This window comes from Halorubrum sp. F4 (assembly GCF_027257195.1).
Lineage (GTDB): Archaea > Halobacteriota > Halobacteria > Halobacteriales > Haloferacaceae > Halorubrum.
On record NZ_JAPDFS010000004.1, the window covers coordinates 203,703 to 225,890 of the forward strand.

At 69.3% G+C, this 22,188-nt stretch carries 21 protein-coding genes and 1 tRNA gene; 12 read left to right on the top strand and 10 right to left on the bottom strand.

Annotated elements, in window-relative coordinates; all coding sequences use genetic code 11:
* Positions 1-137: 137 nt before the first annotated feature.
* Positions 138-827 carry a hypothetical protein gene (locus tag OKW78_RS12005; RefSeq protein WP_281195395.1) on the bottom strand — a complete coding sequence of 230 codons (690 nt, stop codon included), beginning with the start codon at positions 825-827 and terminating at the stop codon, positions 138-140.
* Positions 828-928: 101 nt separating this feature from the next.
* Positions 929-1,897: an aldo/keto reductase gene (locus OKW78_RS12010; protein ID WP_281195396.1), complete on the bottom strand. Its 969-nt coding sequence runs from the start codon at positions 1,895-1,897 to the stop codon at positions 929-931.
* A gap of 153 nt (positions 1,898-2,050) precedes the next feature.
* Here OKW78_RS12010 and OKW78_RS12015 point away from each other — a divergent pair, with 153 nt between their 5' ends.
* Positions 2,051-2,578, top strand: coding sequence for a multiprotein bridging factor aMBF1 (locus OKW78_RS12015; RefSeq protein ID WP_281195397.1), 528 nt, complete (start codon positions 2,051-2,053; stop codon positions 2,576-2,578).
* A 4-nt stretch (positions 2,579-2,582) separates the two neighbouring features.
* On the opposite strand, the gene OKW78_RS12020 is transcribed toward OKW78_RS12015, so the two are convergent.
* From OKW78_RS12020 to OKW78_RS12030, 3 genes are all read right to left on the bottom strand, one after another.
* Entirely contained in the window at positions 2,583-2,723 is a 141-nt protein-coding gene (locus tag OKW78_RS12020; RefSeq protein WP_281195398.1) for a rubrerythrin-like domain-containing protein, read from the bottom strand.
* Positions 2,724-2,851: 128 nt separating this feature from the next.
* Positions 2,852-5,770 (bottom strand): bacterio-opsin activator domain-containing protein, encoded by a 2,919-nt coding sequence (locus OKW78_RS12025; protein WP_281195399.1) that lies wholly within the window; start codon positions 5,768-5,770, stop codon positions 2,852-2,854.
* Between the two features lie 96 nt (positions 5,771-5,866).
* Positions 5,867-6,637, bottom strand: coding sequence for a DICT sensory domain-containing protein (locus OKW78_RS12030; protein WP_281195400.1), 771 nt, complete (start codon positions 6,635-6,637; stop codon positions 5,867-5,869).
* A 227-nt stretch (positions 6,638-6,864) separates the two neighbouring features.
* Between OKW78_RS12030 and tpiA the strand changes: the two genes are divergently transcribed.
* The 5 genes from tpiA (at position 6,865) to OKW78_RS12055 (ending at position 12,178) form a co-directional block, all read left to right on the top strand.
* Entirely contained in the window at positions 6,865-7,509 is a 645-nt protein-coding gene (gene tpiA, locus OKW78_RS12035) for a triose-phosphate isomerase (protein ID WP_122105985.1), read from the top strand.
* Between the two features lie 224 nt (positions 7,510-7,733).
* Entirely contained in the window at positions 7,734-9,671 is a 1,938-nt protein-coding gene (gene dnaK / locus OKW78_RS12040; protein WP_281195401.1) for a molecular chaperone DnaK, read from the top strand.
* Between the two features lie 72 nt (positions 9,672-9,743).
* Complete coding sequence (gene dnaJ / locus OKW78_RS12045; RefSeq protein ID WP_281195402.1) at positions 9,744-10,907, top strand: molecular chaperone DnaJ; 1,164 nt, start codon at positions 9,744-9,746, stop codon at positions 10,905-10,907.
* Between the two features lie 91 nt (positions 10,908-10,998).
* On the top strand, positions 10,999-11,319 hold the full coding sequence (locus tag OKW78_RS12050; protein WP_281195403.1) for a cupin domain-containing protein: 321 nt from the start codon (positions 10,999-11,001) through the stop codon (positions 11,317-11,319).
* Between the two features lies 1 nt (position 11,320).
* Entirely contained in the window at positions 11,321-12,178 is an 858-nt protein-coding gene (locus OKW78_RS12055; RefSeq protein ID WP_281195404.1) for a hypothetical protein, read from the top strand.
* Here the strand turns inward: OKW78_RS12055 and OKW78_RS12060 are convergent.
* A complete protein-coding gene (locus tag OKW78_RS12060) occupies positions 12,166-13,473 on the bottom strand; it encodes a glycoside hydrolase family 68 protein (RefSeq protein WP_281195405.1) in 1,308 nt (435 codons plus the stop codon). The two genes, OKW78_RS12055 and OKW78_RS12060, sit on opposite strands and share 13 nt — an antisense overlap.
* Before the next feature lie 133 nt (positions 13,474-13,606).
* On the opposite strand from OKW78_RS12060, the gene OKW78_RS12065 reads away from it, so the two are divergent.
* Together OKW78_RS12065 and OKW78_RS12070 are read left to right on the top strand one after the other, a co-directional pair.
* Entirely contained in the window at positions 13,607-14,104 is a 498-nt protein-coding gene (locus tag OKW78_RS12065) for an NYN domain-containing protein (protein WP_281195406.1), read from the top strand.
* Positions 14,105-14,234: 130 nt separating this feature from the next.
* Complete coding sequence (locus OKW78_RS12070; RefSeq protein ID WP_281195407.1) at positions 14,235-14,684, top strand: universal stress protein; 450 nt, start codon at positions 14,235-14,237, stop codon at positions 14,682-14,684.
* 548 nt (positions 14,685-15,232) lie between these two features.
* Here the strand turns inward: OKW78_RS12070 and OKW78_RS12075 are convergent.
* A complete protein-coding gene (locus OKW78_RS12075) occupies positions 15,233-15,799 on the bottom strand; it encodes a peptidylprolyl isomerase (RefSeq protein WP_281195408.1) in 567 nt (188 codons plus the stop codon).
* Positions 15,800-15,879: 80 nt separating this feature from the next.
* Here OKW78_RS12075 and OKW78_RS12080 point away from each other — a divergent pair, with 80 nt between their 5' ends.
* On the top strand, positions 15,880-16,317 hold the full coding sequence (locus tag OKW78_RS12080) for a universal stress protein (RefSeq protein ID WP_281195409.1): 438 nt from the start codon (positions 15,880-15,882) through the stop codon (positions 16,315-16,317).
* Positions 16,317-17,189, top strand: a complete 873-nt coding sequence (gene truA / locus OKW78_RS12085; RefSeq protein ID WP_281195523.1) for a tRNA pseudouridine(38-40) synthase TruA — start codon at positions 16,317-16,319, stop codon at positions 17,187-17,189. The genes OKW78_RS12080 and truA overlap by 1 nt, the downstream gene beginning before the upstream one ends.
* Before the next feature lie 45 nt (positions 17,190-17,234).
* Here truA and OKW78_RS12090 read toward each other — a convergent pair whose 3' ends face one another.
* The gene (locus tag OKW78_RS12090) at positions 17,235-17,804 is read right to left on the bottom strand and encodes a TrmB family transcriptional regulator (protein ID WP_281195410.1); all 570 of its coding nucleotides are present in this window, start codon (positions 17,802-17,804) and stop codon (positions 17,235-17,237) included.
* A gap of 304 nt (positions 17,805-18,108) precedes the next feature.
* Between OKW78_RS12090 and OKW78_RS12095 the strand changes: the two genes are divergently transcribed.
* Positions 18,109-19,038 carry an NAD+ synthase gene (locus OKW78_RS12095; protein ID WP_281195411.1) on the top strand — a complete coding sequence of 310 codons (930 nt, stop codon included), beginning with the start codon at positions 18,109-18,111 and terminating at the stop codon, positions 19,036-19,038.
* Positions 19,039-19,066: 28 nt separating this feature from the next.
* Here the strand turns inward: OKW78_RS12095 and OKW78_RS12100 are convergent, their stop codons facing one another.
* A complete protein-coding gene (locus tag OKW78_RS12100) occupies positions 19,067-20,485 on the bottom strand; it encodes a M28 family metallopeptidase (RefSeq protein ID WP_281195412.1) in 1,419 nt (472 codons plus the stop codon).
* Positions 20,486-20,616: 131 nt separating this feature from the next.
* Here OKW78_RS12100 and OKW78_RS12105 point away from each other — a divergent pair.
* Positions 20,617-20,687 (top strand) — tRNA-Gly (locus OKW78_RS12105).
* A gap of 64 nt (positions 20,688-20,751) precedes the next feature.
* On the opposite strand, the gene OKW78_RS12110 is transcribed toward OKW78_RS12105, so the two are convergent.
* Positions 20,752-22,116: a KaiC domain-containing protein gene (locus OKW78_RS12110; RefSeq protein ID WP_281195413.1), complete on the bottom strand. Its 1,365-nt coding sequence runs from the start codon at positions 22,114-22,116 to the stop codon at positions 20,752-20,754.
* Positions 22,117-22,188 lie beyond the last annotated feature (72 nt).

Here is a 22,188-nt window from a genome sequence, read left to right on the forward strand (position 1 = left end):
TCGCGCCCTGTCGGGCGCTCGCGGGCACACGCCACCGCAGAAGTGAAGTCACCAGAGGTCGGTCGACGCTGATCCGGAAGACCGGGATCCCGAAGTCGACGGTACGGGTTTCGACGAGTTCGGGTCGGATCCCCCGTCTACCGTCCAGGGGACGGTCCGTGACAGCGCCGCGAGGTGATCGCCTCCTTCGACCGGAACCGACAGCCGCACTCGACACAGCGGACGAACGGCTCACCGGGGTCGGTCTCCAGCCGGTGTCCCCCGACGACGAACGGACGCGTGACTGCACGCGGGCGGATCCGGTCGGGTATCGCCGTCTCGGACGCCTCGCTCAGCGCGGCCCGGAGGGCGATGGTGTCGACGTCGACCGGGTCGAACCGCCCCGCCTCCAGGGCGGCCTCGCGGTCCGCCACCTCGGTCCAACCGGTGACGACGACCGGCGAGTCGGTCTCGGTGTCGCCCACGACGACGACGAACCGGATCCCGCCCTCGACGAGCGCGAACCGCCAGCCGTCGGTCCGGTTCCACCGGAGTTGCCCGCGGCGGATCGCGTCGGTGACGGTCCGCGTGGAGACGTACCTCCCGGGCTGTTCGAGTCGCTTCCGGAAGTGGTCCGTGAGCGCGTACAGACTCGGGTCCCGGAGCGGAGGATCCTCCGGCGATCGGGCGACCGCGGGTCGGGGGCTCCGCGGCTCCGGCGGGAGGGAGCCGGCCGTCGTCGCCCGCCGGCTCCGACCCGGCGGCGCGGTCGTGGACGCGGTGCGACGCTCCGTCGATCCGGGACGGGGTGTATCGGCGCTCCCCGGCCCGCCCTGTCGGGATGCCACTGGGTGTGGGTATAGAGCGTGTTCTTAAGTGTGTTACGGCGACCCACGACATCGGTCGCGGAGCGGAAGGGTCGCCGACCGCTCCCGATCGCCCGAACCGCTCACTCGTGGCCGGAGACGCGGACCGGCTCGTAGGGCTCCTCCAGCCACTCCACGTCGGACTCGGTGAGGTCGACGTCGAGCGCTTCCACCGCGTCCTCGAGGTGTTCGACGCTCGAGGTTCCCACGATCGGCGCGTCGACGACGTCCTTCCCGGCCACCCACGCGAGCGCGATCTGTGCCATCTTCACGCCCTTCTCGTCCGCGAGCTCCTCGACGCGGGCGTTGACCTCCTCGCCGCCCCCCTCGCGGTACGGTCGGCCGACGTCGGTCTCGTGTTCCCCGCGCGTGGTCGCGTCGTCCGCCTCGTAGGGGCGCGTCAGGTAGCCCGCGCCGACCGGGCTCCAGGGCATCACGCCGATCCCCTCCCGATCGCAGAGCGGGAGCATCTCGCGTTCCTCCTCGCGGTACGCGAGGTTGTAGAGGTTCTGCATGGTGGCGAACCGCTCGTATCCCTCGCGGTCGCTGGTGTGGAGCGCCTCGGCGAACTGGTGGGCCCACATCGACGACGCCCCGACGTGGCGGACCTGCCCGCGACGGACCGCGTCGTCGAGGGCGGCGAGCGTCTCCTCGATCGGGGTGTCGTAGTCCCAGCGATGGATCTGGTAGAGGTCGACCGTCTCCATCCCGAGCCGGTCGAGGCTGTGCTCGAGCTCCTGTTCTATCGCCTTCCGGGAGAGCCCGCCGGAGTTGGGGTTCGACTCGTCCATCTCGCCGTACACCTTGGTGGCGACGACCTGACGGTCCCGGTCGTACTCGTCGAGCACGTCCCCGAGGATCTCCTCGCTCTCGCCGTTCGAATAGACGTTCGCGGTGTCGAAGAAGGTGATCCCGAGGTCGAGCGCGCGCTCGATCAGCTCCCGGCCCTCCTCGGGATCGAGCATCCAGTCGTGTCCGCTCCCGAAGCTCATACAGCCGAGGCAGAGCCGGCTCACGGTCGTTCCCGTGCTCCCGAGCGTCGTGTACTCCATACGTTCAGTCTCCTCGCCCGAGGCATAAGTCCCGTGGCGGGCCGGCGATCCGGGAACCGGGACCCGTCGGGACCGCTCCCCTCGCCGTCGAGTCGGTGGCCGCCGGCTCGTCGCGGCGCACCCTTTATACGACCGGCTGCGTTACCGTCGCGTATGCCCCAGTGTGAAATGTGTGGTGCCGAGCAGGCCTCGCTGACGACGACGAAGGTCGAAGGCGCCGAGTTGGAGCTGTGTAGCTCCTGTACGGACTTCGGCACGGAGGTCCGCGAGGAGCCGAGCAGTTCGGCGGGGAGCAAGTACTCGACGAGCTCCAGCTCCGGGACCTCGTCGTCTTCGTCCTCCTCCTCGAGCGGCACCGGCGGTTCGTCGGGCGGTTCGCAGCGTCCTCGCGACATGTTCGACGACATGGAGGAGATCGTCACCGACTACGACGACCGCATCCGGAAGGCCCGGGAGTCGAAGGGGTTGAGCCAGGAGGAGCTCGCCGACGACCTCAACGAGAAGGCGAGCCTGATCCGGAAGCTCGAGCGCGGCGACACGCTTCCCACCGACGAGATCCAGCGAAAGCTCGAGCGCGCGCTCGACGTCTCGCTCGTCGAGGGCGAGGAGGTCGACGCCGACTGGGAGTCGAACGACGCGGGCACGATGACGCTCGGCGACGTGGTCAAACGGAAGGACTGAGCGCTTACTCGAGCGGCGTCCCGCGGTTCCGCATCGTGCTCCCGCACTCGGGACAGGTGCCCGGATTCGCCCCGTCGACGACGTTCCCGCAATCGAAACACTCGTAGGCGGCCTCTCTACCGACTCGTTGGGTCACGTCTCTCATGGTGATACGCGAGCACCGTTGGCCGGATGCTCTACCGGACGGTAGCGGCGGGAGACACGAGTAACGTGTGGTTCAATATCCAACCCGATCTCGTTTACTCTGTTGGATACTGAACCAACCTCGCTCCCCTAGGTCGACTCGACGACGTCGGCGTTCCGGTCATCGAAGAGCGCGGAGAAGAGCTTTCGCTGGACCGCACGGGCGTGTTGGTAGAACGCGGACGAGGAGACGTCGAGCGTCTCGGCGATCTCCTCGCCGGAGCGCTCCCGCGGCGACTCGAAGAACCCGGCGTAGTACGCGGTCTGGATCACCTCGAGCTGTCGGTCGGTCAGCTCGCCGAGGAACCGCGAGTGGAGGTCGTCCTCGGCCGTTCGGTCCCGGGTCCGCTTCGAGACGAGCCGCGTCCCCTCGAAGGTCTCCTCCAGGAGACGGCCGATCCGTGAGACGTCGACGCCCTCGGGAACGTCGACGACGACGCTCGTCGACGACGGCGTGGCGGACGCGCTGTGAAACACGACCCCGTGGTCGGCCAGCTCCTGTGCGAGGAAGGGTCGCGAGAGCCGCAACCGCAACACGCCCCCCGCCTCCGTCGCGTTGATCTCCCGGACGGACTCCACCACGAGGAGCTCCCGTGCGACCGCCGCGACCGCCTCGACGGCCGTCCCGTCCACGTCGACGAAGACGTAGCTACCCTTCTCCGTCTGACGTGCGCCGCCCTGATAGGCCACCGTACACGAGGCGTCACGCGCCAGCCGCGAGAGGAGGAACGACGGGTCGTCGACGGCGAACTCGACGCGCGTCGTCGACGTCGTCACCAGCGCGTTCTTCCGCTCGATCGCGCCCATCGCGGAGGCGATCGTCTCGCCGAGCTCGGTGAAGACCTCCCGGATCATTCCGGAGAACGCCTCCCGCTCCCCGGCGTAGACGGTGAGCACGCCGTACGTCAGCTCGTTGTAGACGAGCGGCACGCTGATCGCGGAGAGGTAGTCCCGCGAGACCGCGGCCTTGCGCCACTCCTCCTCGCGGAGTCCGCCCGGGACGTTCCCGATCACGGTCACCTCGCCCGTCGCTGCGGTCCGCCCGGCGGGTTCGCCGTCGCCGACGGTCACCGGGACGGACTGCTCGTCGAGGTATCCCCGCCCCGTGCCGGCCCACGCACGCGGGGTGAGGCTCCCGCCGGCAGCCTCCGCCGACCCGATCCACGCGAACCGGAACCGGTCGTCCCCGGTCAACAGCTCACAGACCGCGTGTTCGATCTCCTCGCGGGTCTCCGCGCGAACGAGCGCGCCGTCGACCTCCCGGATCGTCTCGTTGATGCGGTTCAACGCCGTGAGCCGATCGTTTCGTCGCTGCAGCTCCCGGTCCTGTTCGCGGAGCCGCTCCTCCCGATCGATGCGGTCGAACGCGGCCTCGGCGGTCGCCGCGAGCAGGTCGGCGAGCTCCCGCGTCACTTCGTCGAACGCGCCGACCGCGGTCGTCCCGACGACGAACACGCCGTTCTCCCCGAGCGGGATGAACGCGGCACTTCGGAGGTCCGTCGACCGGTCCGCGAGCCGATCGTCGGCGTGGACGTCGTCGAGGAACAGCCGCTCGTCCTCGACGAACGCGTGGCCCACGAGCGTCTCGCCGTCCGCATCGACCGGCGATGGCGGGCCGTGGACCTCCCGCATCCCGGCGGAGTACGCGATCGGACGGAGCACGTTGGCGTCGGGCTCGAACCGATACACCGCCCCCGCATCGAGTCCGAGCACGTCCGGGGCGTCCGCCGTGACGCGCCGGGCGATCTCCGCGTCGGTTCCGGCGTACAGGAACTCGCGTGCCGTCTCCTGGAGGGTTGCGAGCGCCCGTTCACGCTGTTTGCGCTTGGTGATGTCACGACAGCTGTACAGCAGGGTCCCGTCCTGGATGGACACCTCCCGGACGTTGACCAGGAGCGTGTGCTCGCGTCCCGCCTCGTCTTTCACCGTACACTCGATGTTCTTCAACACGCCCTCCGCCGCGAGGGCCTCCCGGTCGAAGAGGTCCTCGCCCAGGAGGTCGTCGATGGTGCCGAGTTCGCGGATCTCCTCCGCGGTGTATCCGAAGATGAAGTGGACGTTGGGACAGACGTAGGTGTACTCACCGTCCTCGTCGGTGATGAGGACCGTGTCGGTCATGTTGTTGAGCGTGACCCGATGGAGCTCCTCCGACCGGCGGAGGTCGCGCTCCACGTCGGCGTGGTCCGTGACGTCGACCCCCTCGACGACGACGGAGATCAACTCGCCGCGGTCGTCCGTGACCGGACGCGCGGACAGTTCGATCACGGCTCGGTCGTCGCCGTCGGGCTCGTGGATGACGACGGCGCGACCGAAACCGCCGTCGAGCGCGGTCTCGACCACCCCTCTCACGTCCTCCCGGACGTGATCGGCGTCCGCCCAGCGCGGGAGGTCCCAGAGGGGTCCGTCGGCGGTCTCGGCCGCCTCGCCCGGACCGTCGGCGGCGGCCGTTCCCGACGTGATGCGGGCGCGCGACAACTCGCGAGCGGTCCCGTTCATCCGATCGACCGACCCGTCGGCGTCGAGCACCCACGTCGCGGTCCGCGCGTCGTGGAATATCGCGTCGAACTGCCTGGCGCGGTCGTGTCGAGCGCGCTCGCGTCGCGCAGTCTCGATCGCCTTCTCGAGCGTGCTCCCGATCCGATCGAGAAGTTTCGGGACCGGGTCGTCGTCGGGATCGAGGCACACGTAGTCGCTGACGCCGGCGGCGACGGCGTCGCTCGCGACCGCCTCGCTTCCGTACGCGGTCGCCACGATCACGGGGAGCGTCGAGTCGTGGTCCCGGATCGAGCGGGCCAGGTCGACCCCGGAGCTCTCGGGCAGCCGGTGCGTGGTGACGACGGCGTCGGGCCGCCGCGTTCGGATCGCTTCGAGCGCGCGTGCGCCCGTCGAAACCGCCCGAACCGTCGCTCCGCTCTCCGTCTCCAGCGCGTCCGCGAACGGCGTCGTCCACGTCGCCTCCCCGACCAAAAGCAGCCGCGAACGGGGAAGCGTGCTCGACTCGAGGGTCATCATCCGTCCTTGCACGCCGGGACGGTTCAAGACACCGCCGGTCGGGGTGACGGATCCGACGGCCGGGATGACGGATTCGACGGCCGGAGTACGGATTCAGGCCGTTGCGTCGTCTTCGTCCCGCGGTTCGGACCCCCAGTACCGGTCCGTCAGGTAGTCGATGACCCGATCGACCGTGTCGGGATCGTAGCTCCAGAAGCCGTAGAACCGTCCGGGTTCGCGCTCCTCGGCGAGCAGCACGCACTTCGCGCCGTCGAAGCCGCCGCCGTCGTAGGCGACGAACCACGTCTCGCGGATCTCCGCGGTACGAGCGATATGGACGGTGAAACTCGACGATTCCGGAGCGTTGCCCTCCGCGGCGGCGTAGGCGTGAACCGCGAGCCGTTCCTTCTCGCCGAGCCGGTCGTACGTGCTCGACTCGCCGGTCAGGACGTCGAGGGTCTGGAACCCCGCGTGGAGCTCCCCGTCGCCGACGCGCCAGGCACGGTCCTCGATCTCGCGGGAGGCGGCGACCATGTCCGCGCGCGAGTACGAGGTGAAGAGCGTCTCGTCGAGGTGATCGAGGATCGGCCGGCCGACCCGTCGGGGGGTGGCGTCGGCGCGAGCTCCGTCATCGGCGAGGTCGTCGTCGGGAGCGTCGTCGCCGGCGGGAAGGAGCTCGTCGATCGCGGTCGCGGTCACGAACTCGCCGCCGCGCTCGAGCACGGCGTACCCCGTCGGACCCTCCGCCGGCCGCTCCGCGACCACCCGGAGGTTGCGGTCGGCGAAGTGCTCCGCGAGCGTCTCGGCGACGGTCGGGTCCGGATCGAACACCGTCAGCGTGGCTTCCCGGGCCTCCACCCCGGAGATGATCTCGATGAGCGACATGCGATATCGGACCCGTCGAAACGCGGGTTCGTGTGTCGGTCTCCCCCGCGGGTTAATAGTGTTACTCCGGGAGACTCGACCGACTCCGAGAGCGCACCGACCGGTCCCGAAGCCCGAACGATCTCGAAACCTGAGCAGTCCCGAAACCCGAACGGTCCCGAAACGCCACCGACCACGAAACTCCACGGACCACGAAGGTATTTGCGCCCCCGCACGTTAGCGCGAGTATGTTCATCCTGGTGAACCTCAAGGCGTATCCCTGTGATCCGATCGAGGTCGCGACCGCGGCCCGCGACGTCGCCGAGGCGTCCGGCGCGCGGATCGGCGTCGCCCCGCAGGCCGCCGACCTCGCCCGCGTCGCGGAGACGGGCGTCGAGACGTGGGCCCAGCACGTCTCGCCGAACGCGCACGGCTCGCACACGGGGTCGACGCTGGCGGAGGCGGTCGCCGACAACGGGGCCGAGGGGACGCTCATCAACCACTCGGAGAACCGGCTCAAGCTCGCCGACGTCGACGGCTCGGTCCGGGCGGCCGAGCGGGCCGACCTGGAGACGGTCGTCTGTGCGAACAATCCGGCGCAGATCGGCGCGGCCGCGGCGCTCTCGCCCGACGCGGTCGCCGTCGAGCCCCCGGAGCTCATCGGCGGCGACGTCTCCGTCGCGACGGCCGACCCCGGGATCGTCGAGGACGCGGTCGCGGCGGCCGAGGACGTCGACCCCGCGGTCGACGTGTTCTGCGGGGCCGGCGTCTCCACCGGCGACGACGTGGACGCCGCGGGCGACCTCGGCGCGTCCGGCGTCCTCCTCGCGTCCGGCGTCGCCAAGGCCGACGACCCGGCGGCGGTGCTCGAGGACCTCGTCTCCGGGATCTGAACCTCGGGCCCGAGATTTCGGGGCCTGGATCGGTCGAGGTCCGAGTCGGTCGGACGCTCCTGCGGTCGCGCCGCGATCGGCTGGGCTTGCGGGTCAGTATAAAGACACCGATGTGAGTGGGTGACACGATCGAGAAATCGCACGACGTAGTCGGGATCGAATCGATCCCGATATCGGGCCGTCTAGTAACCTTTAACCGACACAAGCCGGTATTTGTGGGCAAGATGGCGACTAACAAGATCCTGGGTATCGACCTCGGTACCACCAACTCCGCCTTCGCGGTGATGGAGGGCGACGAGCCCGAGATCATCGCGAACGCGGAGGGCGACCGGACGACGCCGTCCGTCGTCGCCTTCTCCGACGACGGCGAGCGGCTCGTCGGGAAGCCGGCGAAGAACCAGGCCGTCCAGAACCCCGACCGGACGATCCAGTCGATCAAACGGCACATGGGCGAGGAGGACTACACGGTCGAGATCGGGGACGACGAGTACAGCCCCGAGCAGATCTCGGCGATGATCCTCCAGAAGATCAAACGCGACGCCGAGGAGTACCTCGGCGACGACGTCGAGAAGGCCGTGATCACGGTTCCGGCCTACTTCAACGACAAGCAGCGCCAGGCGACGAAGGACGCGGGCGAGATCGCCGGCTTCGACGTCGAGCGCATCGTCAACGAGCCGACCGCCGCCTCCATGGCGTACGGGCTCGACGACGAGTCGGACCAGACCGTCCTCGTGTACGACCTCGGGGGCGGGACGTTCGACGTCAGCGTCCTGGATCTCGGCGGCGGTGTCTACGAGGTCGTCGCCACGAACGGGGACAACGACCTCGGCGGCGACGACTGGGACGAGGCGCTCATCGACCACATCGCCGAGGAGTTCGAGAACGACCACGGGATCGACCTGCGGGAGGACCGGCAGGCGCTCCAGCGGCTGAAGGACGCCGCCGAGGAGGCGAAGATCGAGCTGTCGAACAAGAAGGAGACCACGGTCAACCTCCCCTTCATCACCGCGACCGACAGCGGTCCGGTCCACCTCGAGCAGTCGGTCACGCGCGCGACCTTCGAGAACCTCACCTCCGACCTCCTCGAGCGCACCGTCGAGCCGACGGAGCAGGCCCTCTCCGACGCCGGCTACGACAAGGGCGACATCGACGAGGTAATCCTCGTCGGCGGCTCCACCCGGATGCCGCAGGTCCAGTCGAAGGTCGAGGAGCTCGTCGGTCAGGAGCCGAAGAAGAACGTCAACCCCGACGAGGCGGTCGCGCTCGGTGCGGCCGTCCAGGGCGGCGTGCTCTCCGGCGACGTCGACGACATCGTGTTGCTGGACGTGACCCCGCTCTCGCTCGGCATCGAGGTGAAGGGCGGCCTCTTCGAGCGACTCATCGAGAAGAACACCACGATCCCGACCGAGGAGTCGAAGGTGTTCACCACGGCCGCGGACAACCAGACCTCCGTCAACGTCCGCGTCTTCCAGGGCGAACGCGAGATCGCCGACGAGAACGAGCTTCTCGGCGCGTTCCAGCTGTCGGGCATCCCGCCGGCGCCCGCGGGCACCCCGCAGATCGAGGTCTCCTTCAACATCGACGAGAACGGCATCGTCAACGTGGAGGCCGAGGACCAGGGCTCGGGCAACGCCGAGTCGATCACCATCGAGGGCGGCGTCGGCCTCTCCGACGAGGAGATCGAGGAGATGCAGGAGGAGGCCGAGAAACACGCCGAGGAGGACGAGGCTCGCCGCGAGCGCATCGAGGCCCGCAACGAGGCCGAGACGTCGATCCAGCGCGCGGAGACGCTCCTCGAGGAGAACGAGGAGGACGTCGACGACGACCTCGTCGCCGACATCGAGGCGGCGATCGAGGACGTCGAAGAGACGCTGGAGGACGAGGACGCCGAGACCGAGGAGATCGAGGAGGTCACCGAGGCGCTCTCCGAGCAGCTCCAGGAGATCGGCAAGCAGATGTACCAGGAACAGCAGGCCGCACAGGCCGGTCCGGGCGGCGCGGGCGGTGCCGGTCCCGGCGGTATGGGCGGCATGGGCGGTGCGGGCCCCGGCGGCATGGGCGGTGCGGGCCCCGGCGGCGCCGGCGCGAACGGTACGGGGGACGACGAGGAGTACGTCGACGCCGACTTCGAGGACGTCGACGACGAGGACGACGAGGAGTAACTCACCGTTCCGCCCTCGGCCACGCCGCTTAACACGACCCAGCTACGACCACTCCAACAACCAACGTAACGCATGAGCGAGAACTTCTACGACGTCTTGGGTGTCTCCCGGGACGCCGACGAGGACGAGATCAAGAAGGCGTACCGGAAGAAGGCCGCGAAACACCACCCCGACGTCAGCGACGACGACGACGCCGAGGAGCGGTTCAAGAGGATACAGAAGGCCAAGGAGGTGCTCACGGACGAACAGAAGCGCCAGCAGTACGACCAGCTCGGCCACGAGCGGTTCACCGAGGCCGACAAACGTGGCGCGACGGGCGGCGGAGCCGGCCCCGGCGGCGCCGGCGGTCCGTTCGGGGGCGCCGGCGGAGCCGGCGGCTTCGAGGACATCTTCAACCAGTTCTTCGGCGGTGGCGGCGGTCCGGGCGGCCGCGGCGGTCGCCGCGACGACCGTCCGCGCCAGGGCAGCGACCTCCGGACCGGACTCACGGTCGACCTCGAGGAGGCGTTCGAGGGGACCGAAAAGCAGTTCACGATCACGCGCCCGACGCGGTGTGACACCTGCGGCGGCGACGGACATCCGCCGGACGCCGACGTGAGCACCTGTTCGCAGTGTAACGGGCAGGGGCAGGTCCGACAGGTCCAGCAGACGCCGCTCGGGCGCGTCCAGCAGACCTCCACCTGCCCGCGGTGTGAGGGAACGGGCGAGGTGTACAGCGAGGACTGCTCCGACTGCGGCGGCGACGGGATCGTCCGCGAGGAGGCCACGCTCACGGTCGAGATCCCGGCGGGGATCCAGTCGGGACAGAGCCTCCGGATGGAACGCGAGGGCGCGCCGGGAGAGAACGGCGGGCCGAACGGCGACCTCCTGATCGAAGTCGACGTCGACGCTGGCGACCGGTTCGAGCGCGACGGCGACGACCTCCGCGTCAACGAGGCGGTCTCGTTCCCGCAGGCGGTCTTCGGCGACACGGTCGACGTCGAGACGGTCGACGGCACCGTCGAGATGGACGTGCCGGCGGGCACCCAGAGCGGCGAGACGTTCCGGCTGAAGGGGAAGGGAATGCCCCACCTCCGGCGGCGCGGCCGCGGCGACCTCTACGTCCAGGTCGCCGTCGTCGTTCCCGAGTCGCTCAACGAGGAGCAGCGCGAGGCGCTGGAGGCGTTCGCGGAGGCCGGCGGCGAGGACATCGACGTCGGCGGCGGCTTCTTCGAGAAGCTGAAGAGCTCGTTCTGAAGCCGGCGGACTCGCGGGATCGGACCGCTGACCGCGACGTCGGACGCGATCCGAGGGTAGGTTTTTCGGGATGGCGACCCCATCGTGCGGTATGGGCTACGACGAAGCCTCCTACACCGACGTCGAACCGAAGGCGCCCGGCATGTACTTCCTGCGCGAGGCGCTCGACTGTGCCGAACTCGGCGTGACCGTCGTCGAGGGCGACGCCGACTGGGACGGGATGGAACACGACCACGCCGAGGACGGCCAGGAGGAGGTGTACGTCCTCCTCGAGGGCGAGGCGACGATGGACGTCGACGGGGCGTCGGTCGCGCTCGCGGCCGGCGACGCGGTCCGCGTCGACCCCGAATCGAGCCGCACGCTCTCGTTCGAGGCGGACGGCTCCCGGATGGTGGTGGCGGGCGCGCCCTGACGTGGTGACGCTCGACGTCGTCGGCGACCTGCTCGCGCGCGACCGGCGGAGCCGCGAGCCCGCGCTCGTCACCGCAGACGGCCGTGAGCGAACCGCTCACGATCTGATCACCAACGCGTACAAGGCGGCGAACGTGCTTCGCTATCTCGGCGCGCGCGAGGGGTCGACGGTCGCCGTCGACTCGACGTCGGGGCTTCACACCACGCTGGCGTTCCTCGGCGCGGCTGGCCTCGGCGCGGCGGTTCGGTTCGATCCGGCTGCGGGTATCGACGCCGGCGACCGGGTCGTGGTGGCCCCCGTCGCGGCCGAGCCGTCGATCGACCCGCCGCCCGGAACGAACCTCGCCGTCTTCGACGGGCCGCCCGAGCGTCCCGAGACGACGCACTGGGAGCAGGAGCTCTGGAGCGAGAACCCCGCGATGCCGCCGTCGACGGTCTCGCCGGACGACCCCGTCGTCCGCGGCGATCACGAGGACGTCTCGCACGGTCGTCTCGTCGACGCAGCGGAGGCCGTGGCCGCGGACCACGGGGTCGACGCCGGCACGCGGGTCGTCGTCCGGACGACGTTCGCGGACCCGCGGGCGCTCGCGGCGGGCGTGATCGCGCCCCTCGCCCGTGGGGGCGTGGTCGTCCTCGGAGACCGGTCGAAGAAGGGGGGCACGGGGGCGGAGCCGGGACCGGACCCGGAGACGGGATCGGACCCGGAGCCGGGATCGAAACCTCGCGGGGATCTGGCCGTCGTCGACGACGCGGACGCGGAGCCGCCCGAACCCGTCCAGATCGACGTTTCATCGCTGCCGGCGCTCGACGACTGGATCGAAAGGGATCTCGGTCGGGGCTCGACCGGCTACGATCGGTAGGAACCGCCGTCCCGGTCGGTCCCGCGCGGCCGGCCGCCGCGGTCGACGGGAGAGAGCTCCTCGGACGGGAGCGGGAGGGACCCGTGCCGAAGGGTTCCGAGCAGTTCGGTCCGATCTCCGTCGAGGCCGAGTCGAAGGGTCGGGGCGAGCGTCCCGCCGAACCGGCGGCGCTGCTCGCTCTCGGGGAGGTCCGCGATCCCGTCGAGGCTCGCGCCGACGTACTCGTAGTAGTTGAAGAAACTGACCACGAGTACCTCGTCGCCGTGGTCGTAGGCGGTCCAGGAGTACAACTGGAACGGCGCGTTCGCGGGGTTGGTCGCCACCATGCCGTGCCCGTTCAGCGGCCGGTACTCGCCGCGGAGGTCCTCGGCGACGAAGCCGTACAGCGCGTCGTACCCGACGATCCCCGGCGCGAACGTGTGCTGGTGACTGGAGACGAACAGGTAGTAGGTGCCGTCGCGGACGACGAGATGGGGACGTTCCAGCTCCTGATTGACGCAGACGGCGTCGAGAAGCGGCGGCTCCAGTTCCCACTCGGTCGGATCGCCGGTCGGCGAGCGCGCGATCCCGACGCTCCCGTTGAACGACGCGGCCTCGGCGTCGCCCCCACAGGGGTCGGATCCCTCCGGTATCGGGGTGTTCGCCTCGAAGAGGAGGTACGTCTCGCCGCTCTCGGGGTCCTCGAAGAACCACGGGTCGCGGAACGTGTAGGTCATGCCTCGCGACTGGTCCTCGCGTTCGTAGTACTCGCCGTCCGGCTCCAACAGGACCTCGTGGTCCCACTCGCCGTCGATCCGGAGCCCGTCGTCGTCGACGACGACGGTTCCGCCGGTCGCGCCCGCGATCCGCTGGGTGTACGCGAGTTCGTCCTCGTCGCTTTCGCCCGCGGCGGTGTAGAAGGCGTAGACCTCGCCGTCGTCGTACATCGTGGAGCCGGCCCACTGTCGGGACCCGAGCGCGTCGCCGGAGAAGAGCGGGCCGCCGTGGCTCCACGACTCGCCGTCCGGCGAGGTGAAGTAGTGGATCGACGCCACGTCGTGACGCTTGCCCGGAAGCAGGTCGTCGGTCGCCGTGAGCGCACAGACGACGCGGTAGCCGCCGATCTCCGCGAGGCTCCCGTCGCGGTTCCGCATCGGCCACGTGTCCCAGACGTGGAACCCGTCGAATCGGTCCGTCTCCGGCGGATAGATGATCGGCGCGACGGCGTCGTCTGAGCGCTCGATCCGACCGGCGGCCTCCCGTGTCCAGGCGGCGCGGCCGTCACGGTCGTCGCGGTCGTCGCGGTCGTTCGCCATACCGGCCGTTCGACGGTCGGATAAAAAACGGTTACTACACCCGTTAAAAATCGGCTGGGCGGGACGAGATCGGACTCGACACGCGCTCGCGCCGGATCCCAAGACCCTAATCGATGCCGACGGTCGGTCACGTATGGTCGACACTCATCCCGCACAGCGCGTCGGCGTCCTCGCCGACTCACAGAACCTCTATCACTCCGCACAGAGTCGATACTCCCGGAACATCGACTACTCGGCGCTCCTCGAGGAGGCGGTCCGCGACCGGTCGCTGGTCCGGGCCATCGCCTACGTGATCCGTGCGGACTCGCCGGAGGAGGAGAGCTTCTTCGAGGCGTTACGCGACATCGGTTTCGAGGCCAAGATCAAGGACATCAAGACGTTCGCCGACGGCTCGAAGAAGGCCGACTGGGACGTGGGGATGAGCCTCGACGCGGTGACGCTCGCGAACCACGTCGACACCGTGGTGTTGTGTACCGGCGACGGCGACTTCGCCAGGCTCTGTTCGCACCTCAGACACGAGGGCGTCCGCGTGGAAGCGATCGGCCTCGGCAGCTCCACGGCCGACGAACTCGTCGACGCCGTCGACGACTTCGTCGACATCGACGAACACGAGGACCGCTTCCTGTTGTAGCGTCGTCGAACCGTCGGGGACCGGATCCGGGCAACCCGTTCGGGGCGTACCCGATCCAGCACTCGGTGATGGTCTCCGGATCTCGGAATCGGGCACACGTTTTATTCGGTTATCGGACGAACCCTCGCGTATGTACGACCGAATACTGTTCCCGACGGACGGCACGAAGGGCGTCGACCGCGCGACCGACCACGCCATCGACGCGGCCGACCGGTACGGCGCGACCCTCCACGTGCTCTACGTCGTCGACAGCGACATCGTCAACGCCTACTCCGGCGACGAGTTCGTGGACGGCTCGGAGGGCGCGGAGGAGACCCTCGAGGAGAACGGCCGCGAGGCGCTGGAGGCGGTCGCCGACCGTGCGGAGAGCGCGGGCGTCGAGGTCGTGACTGACCTCGTGTACGGGAAGCCGGACGAGACGATCCTCCGGTACATCGACGAGGAGGACATCGACCTCACCGTGATGGGATCGAAGACGCGGCCGGGCGAGTATCGTCGGATGCTCGGTTCCGTCACGGAGCGCGTCTCCCGACAGTCGCCCGCGCCGGTGAGCATCGTGAAGACGACCGTTCAGGGCTGAGCGGGACCGGGCTGGTCGGTCGGCGGAGCGGTCGGTGGAGCGATCGGACCGATTCGTTTTTCGACCGCAAAGGCTTCGTTGAGACCCTATTTCCGGACACGATTTAACGTGAAACAACCGGTCACTGAAGAGTGCCAGTAGTACGGATCGTGTGATCGTGAGTACATCGTTGCCGGCGCGGTAACCGTGACTGCGGTGACCACTTCCAAAGCCCCAGTCGCGAGGACTCGCGCACCTCGTTGCGGTCCTCGTCGCTCACTGCGTTCGCTCCTGCGGTCCTTACGTCGGTGTGCTTCGTCCTTCCGGGAGACTCCGTCTCCCGACTTCCCGCTCACTTCGTTCGCGGGAATCGCGACTGCCCCTTTGTGTCCCACCCCGCACCGCACAGCCCCGCACCTCACGCCTCCCCAGCCTCGCGGGCTCCTCGTGCCCTCTCGGGCACTCGGAGGCGCGCCACCGCTCGGGCGATCGCCCGTTTCTTCGCCTGTAACGAGCGATCTAGTTAACGGAGAACCGTCGGGAGAACGCGTACGATTCCCTCGGGAGTCCTACTCCTCGACGGTGACCCGGTCGATGGAGACCGTGTCGCGCGGCTCGTCGTTGCGGCCGGTCGGCACCGAGCCGATCTCCTCGACGACGTCCATTCCCTCGATCACCTGGCCGAAGACGGCGTGTTTGCCGTCGAGGTGCGGCGTGGCGTCGAGCGTGATGAAGAACTGTGAGCCGTTGGTGTTCGGCCCGGAGTTGGCCATCGAGAGGATTCCGGGCCCGTCGTGGGTCAACTCGTCGTGGAACTCGTCGTCGAACTGGTAGCCCGGGCCGCCGCGACCGGACTCGAGCGGGTCGCCGCCCTGGATCATGAAGTCGTCGATGACGCGGTGGAAGACGTTCCCCTCGTACAGCGAGTCGCCGCGGACCTCGCCGCTTTCGGGGTCCTCCCACGTGTTGGTGTCGCGGGCGGGATCGGCGTCGGCGGCGGGGTCGTGACGGGCCAGCCCGAGGAAGTTCTCGACCGTCCTCGGCGCGCGGTCGGCGAACAGCTCGATGACGACGTCGCCGTGGTTGGTGTGGAGCGTTACCTGCGGATTGTCCGGGTCGTGGACGTCTCGTGCCATGGTCCGAGACAGGACCGCCCGCCGGAAAACGCTACCCATCCGCCGGTAGCGTTTTGCGCCCGGCGGGTCCATCTCCGGTCATGTACGACGACATACTCCTGCCGGTCGCGCCGGGGAGCGCCGCGAACGCCGCGGTCCCGCACGCCCGCAGCCTCGCCGAGCGGTACGGGGCGACGGTCCACGTCGTGAGCGCGGTCGACACGCTCGAGCACACGCTGGCCGGCCCCCGTGCCGGCGCGTTCGCCGAGCGCGTCGAGGCGGGCGCGGAGCGACGCGTCGAGACGGTCGTCGGGGAGCTGACGGACGCCGGGATCGACGCCGTCGGGAGCGTGATCCACGGCGAGCCGCTCGCCGTGATCGAGAACGCGATCGAGGACACGGGAGCCGACGTCGTGGTGATGCCGACCCACACGCGGACGGGACTCAAACGCGTCCTCCTCGGGAGCGTCACGGAGAAGGTCGTGCGAACGTCGTCGGTGCCGGTCGTCACGGTCCCGATGGCCGAAAGCGAGGCGTGATCCGGGCGTTCCGGGTCGCGTACGACGGCCGCGCGTACGCCGGGTTTCAGCGACAGCCGCACGCGAAGACGATCGAGGGGACGCTGCTCGCCGCGCTCTCCGATCACGGACTGATCGAGCGCGGCGACGGCCCGACACACGCGACGCCGACGGGGTACGCCGCAGCGGGTCGGACGGACGCCGGCGTCTCCGCGGCCGCACAGACCGTCGCGTTCGACGCGCCGAGGTGGCTCACGCCGCGCGCGTTCAACGGGCAGCTCCCCGGATCGATCCGCGTCTGGGCGGCCGCCGACGTCGAGGCGGGGTTTCACGCCACTCACGACGCGGTCCGGCGGACGTACCGGTACTTCCTGTACGCGCCGTCCGGCGGCTCCGACGCGGACGCGGTCGGATCTCGGGCGACCGCCATCGACGACGACGCGGTTCACGGGGCGCTCGCCCGGCTCTCCGGCGAGCACGACTTTCACAACCTCACCAGTGACGACGTCGGAACGGTTCGGGAGGTTCGGGCGAGCGCGACCCGGGAGGGCGACTTCCTCGTGGTCGAGGTGACCGCCGGGGGGTTCCCGCGGGCGCTCGTCCGTCGCCTCGTCGGGACGGTCGAGGTCGTCGGCCGAGGAATCGCGGCTCCGGAACTCGTCGACCGACTCCTCGCCGCCGATCCGGTGCCCGGTGAGCACGGCGTCGGTCCCGTACCGCCGGAACCGCTCGTGTTGTGGGACGTCGCGTACGACGGCGTCGACTTCGAGACCGACCAGGAGGCCGCCGAGAGCGCGGTCGCCGCGTTCGGCGAGCGTCACCGCGACACTCGGCGAGTCGCCGCGGCGACCGGCGCGATCCGGGACCGGATCGACGGATCCGGCGACGGATGACTCGGGATGATTCGGGAGGTACGCCCGCCGGGTAGGGACGACCGATCAGTCGCTCGCGGACCGTCCGCCCATCGAGCCGGCGATCGCCTCCGTCGGATCGGCGACCGTCTCCATCGACTCGACGCGTACCATGAGGGTGTCGCCGTCGACGTCGGCGGCGTCGACGACTCCGGAGACGCGGAGCCCCGAGGCCGGCGTCGGCCCCACCGTCACGGGGTCACCCTTCTCGAAGGGCCGGGCCGACCCGCACAGGACGACCTCCGCGCGGCACAGTTCGGGGTTGTTGACGCTGGAAAGCTCGATGTCCCTGACGGTGACCCCGTCGATCGGCGACCCGTCGTGAACGACGGGGACCGGCTCGGCGTCCTCCATCCGGTCCAGACCGAGGGTCTCGTAGGCGTTGGGGGTCGGCGTGTATCCCCCGTCGGGACCCGGAACGCCCTCGACCAACTGGAGCGAGCGGAGGCTCCGCATCCGGTTGCGAACGGTTCCGGGATTCCGATCGATCGCCTCGGCGATCTCCCGCCCGCAGACGACGCCGTCCTCGTCGTCGACGAGGTTCACGAGCGACGTGAGGATCCGCTTCTGACTCGAACTCAACTGTATTGTTGACATGTGCGTTAGGTAGCCAGATTCCTGTATAAACGTTTGGTTATAAACACCTAATACACTTGTATCAGTATTCAGTGTCGGATAATTCTTTACGAACGAGTTTCGATAGCCGGAACACACGAACGTGTGGTTTTCCTCGTCCCACGGAGCGGTTTCCATCGACCTCGGACGGGAACCCGCCGGCTCGTGATCGACCGGCCGATCGCGAAGCCCTCCGGCGCGTCGGATCCCTCCGATCCGTCGAAGAACGACCTTAAACGATACCCACGGAGCGTATTTATGCGTCCGTTCGGGACGGCGAGACGCCATGGACACCTCCACGCGCGTCGACCCGGAGAGCGGAACAGAGGAGGACGGCGACGCTCCGTACCCGTCCACGCGGGACGGACCCGACCGCGATTCGACCCCACGTCCCGACGACGAGGGCTCGGCGGCCGCTCCGGCCGATTCCGTCGATCCGGCGGCGGCGCTCGAGGGTGCCGTCTCGTTCGTTCGCGAGACGGTCTCGTCGGCGGGGGCGGACGGCGTCGTGATCAACATGAGCGGCGGGCTCGACTCGACGGTCACCGCCGCGATCGCCGTCGAGGCGCTCGGGACCGACCGGGTCTACGGACTGATCCTCCCGTGTAACAAGGTCGGTGCCCATCACGCACGGGACGCCGAGGAGCTCGCGGAGGCGCTCGGGATCGAACACGACACGGTCCATCTCCAGCCGCTTCTCGCGCAGTTCGGAAACGTCGCGCCCGACCGTTTCGGTCTCCACGACGAACCCACGCTCGTCGGGAACGCGATCGCGCGGCTGCGCATGACGCTGGCGTACCTCGCCGCCAACGCGACCGGTCGCCTCGTCTGCGGGACGACGAACCGGAGCGAGCACCTGCTCGGCTACCTGACGAAACACGGCGACGGCGCGGCCGACCTGTTCCCGATCGGCCACCTCTACAAGACCGAGGTTCGGGCGATCGCCGAGACGCTCGAGGTCCCCGGGTTCGTCCTCGAGAAGCCGCCGACTCCGGGACTGCTCGCCGGGCAGCGTGACGCCGACGACCTCGGAGCCGACTACGACGTGATCGATCCCGCGTTGCGGCTCGCCGTCGACGAGGGACTGACGGCCGACGAGGTCGCCTCTCGGCTCGATCTCGACCGCGAGGTCGTCGACGACCTCCTCGCGCGGTACCGGACGACCGAACACAAGCGGACGGTTCCCCCGATGCCGACAGACCGGCGATCGGCGTGATTCGCCCCGTTACTCCCGCTCCGACGGCCTACTCCCACGCCGCCGGCCACAGGTCGGCCGCGCGCATCCCCTCCTCGAAGTCCGTCTCGCGGAACGCGTCGGCGAGCGCGGTCGGGTCGAGTCGCTCCGGATCGCGGTCGGCCGCCGCGAACTCGGCGACGAGCAGCGCCGTCAACGTCGCGTGTTCGCGCACGTTCCGGTCGTCAACCTTGTCTCGCGTGTCCGCGTGGGTGTGTCCCCACCCGCGGCCGCGCTCGTCGGAGTCGCTGTGGAGCTGGAGCGCCGGCACTCCCCGACGGACGAACGGCCACTGGTCGGAGAACGGGTGCGGGTCGGGATCGACCGCGATCGGCCGGCGGGTCGCGGCCGACACCGCCGCCGCGACCGATCGGGCCGTCCCGGAGGTGTGTGTCAGCGCGCGGAGGTCGCGGAACCGCCCCGCGCCGTCGACGTTGACCACCCCGCGGACCGAGTCGAGATCCGTCGTCTCCGCCAGCCGCTCGGCCCCGAGCAGGCCGACCTCCTCGCAGCCGACCGCGACGACGTCGACGCCGATCGGGAGCTCGGCCGCCGAGAGGATCCCCGCGGCGGTCACGACCGTGGCGATCCCGCAGCCGTTGTCGAGCGCCGCCTCCGCGATGTCGTGGCCGTCGTAGTGGGCGAGGAGGAGGAGCCGTTCGTCGGTGTCCGGGCCGGCCCGTCCGATCACGTTTCGCGACTCCGCGGCCCGGAACGACGCCTCCACGCCGAGTTCGACGCTCGCGATCGGGCCGTCCGTGTTCGCGGCGTACTCGCGGAGCCAGTCGCCGGTCTCCGTCGAGACGCCGACCGCCGGGGCCGCCGCCGGCTCGCCGAACGTGAGCGAGCCCGTCGGGGGAAGCTGGCCCTCGATGTGGTTGACGAAGACGAATCCGACCGCACCCGCCGCGAGCGCGTGTCCGAACTTCTCCATACGATGGACGAATCGTGAATCCGTGGGAGTGGTCGTCGACGCGACCGCGACCTTTCCCGCCACGCCCGCCTCGTCGATCTCCTCCGGCGTCCCGTACCCCACATCGACGAGTTCGCACGTGACCGTCTCGGCCGGCGAGTACGGGAGCGCCAGCGCCTCGAACTCGCGCGTCCGCTCGGTCCCGTCCCGTCCGGGGACGGTCACGCGGAGGTCGGCCCCGCCGCGCTCCCAGGCGGTCAACTCGAAGGCGTCGGTCCGAACGTCCCGGAGCCCGGCGCGCTCGAAGGCGTCGGCGACGAGTTCCGCCGCTCGCCGTTCCCCGTCGCTGCCGGCCATCCGGCTCCCGATCGCGGTGAGGTCGGTGAGGAACCGCCAGGGTTCCTCGGCCGCCCACGTTCGCGCGAGTTCGGGCGCGAGTTCTTCGTACCGCTTCCTCACTCGATCGACCGCGTCCGGGTCCACGCCGTTCGGGTTCGAACGGTCTGAATCGTCCATGCGAGCCCGTTCCGGGCGTCCGGGTTAACCCTGTGGGATCGGCGGCAGGCGGTGGGGAGGCCCTGAGAGCGGTCGTCCGGCGGCCCGCGAAACGCTACGTTAAAGTGACGCCGTCGGGTACCTCGAATCGAGCACCGTTGGTCCAGTGGTAGGACATTAGCTTCCCAAGCTAATAGCCCGGGTTCAATTCCCGGACGGTGCATCCATCGAACGGGGTGAGAGGGATCTCTGTCGGATCCCGTCCCGTCATCGCACTTCCGGCGGCCTCAGAAGATGTTCGCCTGCCGGTAGACGGATATCCCCTCGTTCGTGATCTCGTAGGGTTTCGTCTCCCGGGAGTGGTTCGCGTCGCGGATCTTCTGGATCTCGACGGCGAGGCGCGTCTCCCGGAAGTCCGACCCGCGGACGTACTGGAGGACGAACACGCCGTCGGTCAGGTACTCGACGAGGCCGTATCGCGAGGCGTACGGCGTCTCGTCGCTCGCCTCGGAGGTGAGAAGCGTCGTCACGCCCGCCTCCTTCAGCAGCCGGGTGAACCCGAACACCTCCGAACGCCGCTTGGCGGGGTGGTCGTACATCATCTCGAGCAGCGAGACGGAGTCGAGGACGAGCCGGTCCGCACCGAAGTCAGCGATGAGTCGGGTGAGGTCGTTGCGGATCGACGCCAGCGAGTTCGCCATCTCGATGGGGTCGAGGGAGACGACCGCGAGGGTTCCCTCCTCGGCGTACTCCCGGAAGGGCCAGCCCTTCTCCTCGGCGGTCGAGAGGATCGACTCCCGGCTCTGCTCGAGCGTGATGTACACGCCCCGTTCGTCGGATTCCAGCGCCTCGTTGAGGAACTGTAACGAGAACGTGGTCTTCCCGGTCCCCGCGCCGCCGATGACCGTCAAGAGCGACCGGCTCGGGACGCCCCCGAGGATCATCGCGTCGAGCCCCTCGATCCCGACGTCCGTCCGCTCGATGTCGGAGTCGAACGCCTCGGCGTCCGCCTCGTCGAACCCCGTCGGCCCGTCCGCCGTCCCGTCTCCACCGCCCCCACCGCCACCGCCGAAGGGGTCGCCCTCGCCGAAGGAGCCGCCGCCACCGCCGAAGGGATCGTCCTCGCCGAAGGAGTCGCCGCTGCTACCTCCGCCGAACGGGTCACCCTCGCCGAAGGAACCGCCGCCACCCCCGAACGGGTCGTCCCCGCCGAAGGAACCGCCTCCTCCGCCGCCGAAGGGATCATTGCCGACGTCTGAGCCGTCCGCACTACCTCGGCGGTCCGGATCGTCGTTTTCGTCTCCTCCGTCGACCTCCTCGCTTCCGTCGTCACGATCGCTCCCGTCGACCTCCTCGCTTCGATAACCACCGAACGGGTCGCTTTCCGTGGTTTCAGCGCCCTCGTTCTCCCCATCGACGCCCTCCGAGAAGGCCGGCTCGTCGTCTCGGGCGGTCCCGTCGTCGGCCGTCACTTCGGCTTCGTCGGATTCGCTCCGTACCCCGTCATTTCCGTCGTTCTCGTCGGCGTCGTCCGTCTCGTCGGTGCCGTCCCTCTGTGAGGGGCTTCCGTTCGTCTCGGGAGCGTCGTCCTCCTCGGATCCCTCGTCTAGTTCCCGCAGCGCGCGCTCGAACCAGTCTTCCTCCTCGCTCATGGTTCGGGGCGTCCGTCCGGGGTCGCCATGTACCGGGCAACGGGGGCCGCCGGCTTGAAACTTTCCGGCGGC

Coding starts and splice junctions, on each gene's coding strand:
- OKW78_RS12060 (WP_281195405.1), bottom strand. CDS start 13,473: ATGGCGAACGACCGCGACGACCGCGACGACCGTGACGGCCGCGCCGCC.
- OKW78_RS12065 (WP_281195406.1), top strand. CDS start 13,607: ATGGTCGACACTCATCCCGCACAGCGCGTCGGCGTCCTCGCCGACTCA.
- OKW78_RS12010 (WP_281195396.1), bottom strand. CDS start 1,897: ATGGAGTACACGACGCTCGGGAGCACGGGAACGACCGTGAGCCGGCTC.
- dnaK (WP_281195401.1), top strand. CDS start 7,734: ATGGCGACTAACAAGATCCTGGGTATCGACCTCGGTACCACCAACTCC.
- OKW78_RS12070 (WP_281195407.1), top strand. CDS start 14,235: ATGTACGACCGAATACTGTTCCCGACGGACGGCACGAAGGGCGTCGAC.
- OKW78_RS12075 (WP_281195408.1), bottom strand. CDS start 15,799: ATGGCACGAGACGTCCACGACCCGGACAATCCGCAGGTAACGCTCCAC.
- OKW78_RS12095 (WP_281195411.1), top strand. CDS start 18,109: ATGGACACCTCCACGCGCGTCGACCCGGAGAGCGGAACAGAGGAGGAC.
- OKW78_RS12030 (WP_281195400.1), bottom strand. CDS start 6,637: ATGTCGCTCATCGAGATCATCTCCGGGGTGGAGGCCCGGGAAGCCACG.
- OKW78_RS12015 (WP_281195397.1), top strand. CDS start 2,051: ATGCCCCAGTGTGAAATGTGTGGTGCCGAGCAGGCCTCGCTGACGACG.
- OKW78_RS12050 (WP_281195403.1), top strand. CDS start 10,999: ATGGGCTACGACGAAGCCTCCTACACCGACGTCGAACCGAAGGCGCCC.
- tpiA (WP_122105985.1), top strand. CDS start 6,865: ATGTTCATCCTGGTGAACCTCAAGGCGTATCCCTGTGATCCGATCGAG.
- OKW78_RS12110 (WP_281195413.1), bottom strand. CDS start 22,116: ATGAGCGAGGAGGAAGACTGGTTCGAGCGCGCGCTGCGGGAACTAGAC.
- OKW78_RS12080 (WP_281195409.1), top strand. CDS start 15,880: ATGTACGACGACATACTCCTGCCGGTCGCGCCGGGGAGCGCCGCGAAC.
- dnaJ (WP_281195402.1), top strand. CDS start 9,744: ATGAGCGAGAACTTCTACGACGTCTTGGGTGTCTCCCGGGACGCCGAC.
- OKW78_RS12100 (WP_281195412.1), bottom strand. CDS start 20,485: ATGGACGATTCAGACCGTTCGAACCCGAACGGCGTGGACCCGGACGCG.
- OKW78_RS12020 (WP_281195398.1), bottom strand. CDS start 2,723: ATGAGAGACGTGACCCAACGAGTCGGTAGAGAGGCCGCCTACGAGTGT.
- OKW78_RS12025 (WP_281195399.1), bottom strand. CDS start 5,770: ATGACCCTCGAGTCGAGCACGCTTCCCCGTTCGCGGCTGCTTTTGGTC.
- OKW78_RS12090 (WP_281195410.1), bottom strand. CDS start 17,804: ATGTCAACAATACAGTTGAGTTCGAGTCAGAAGCGGATCCTCACGTCG.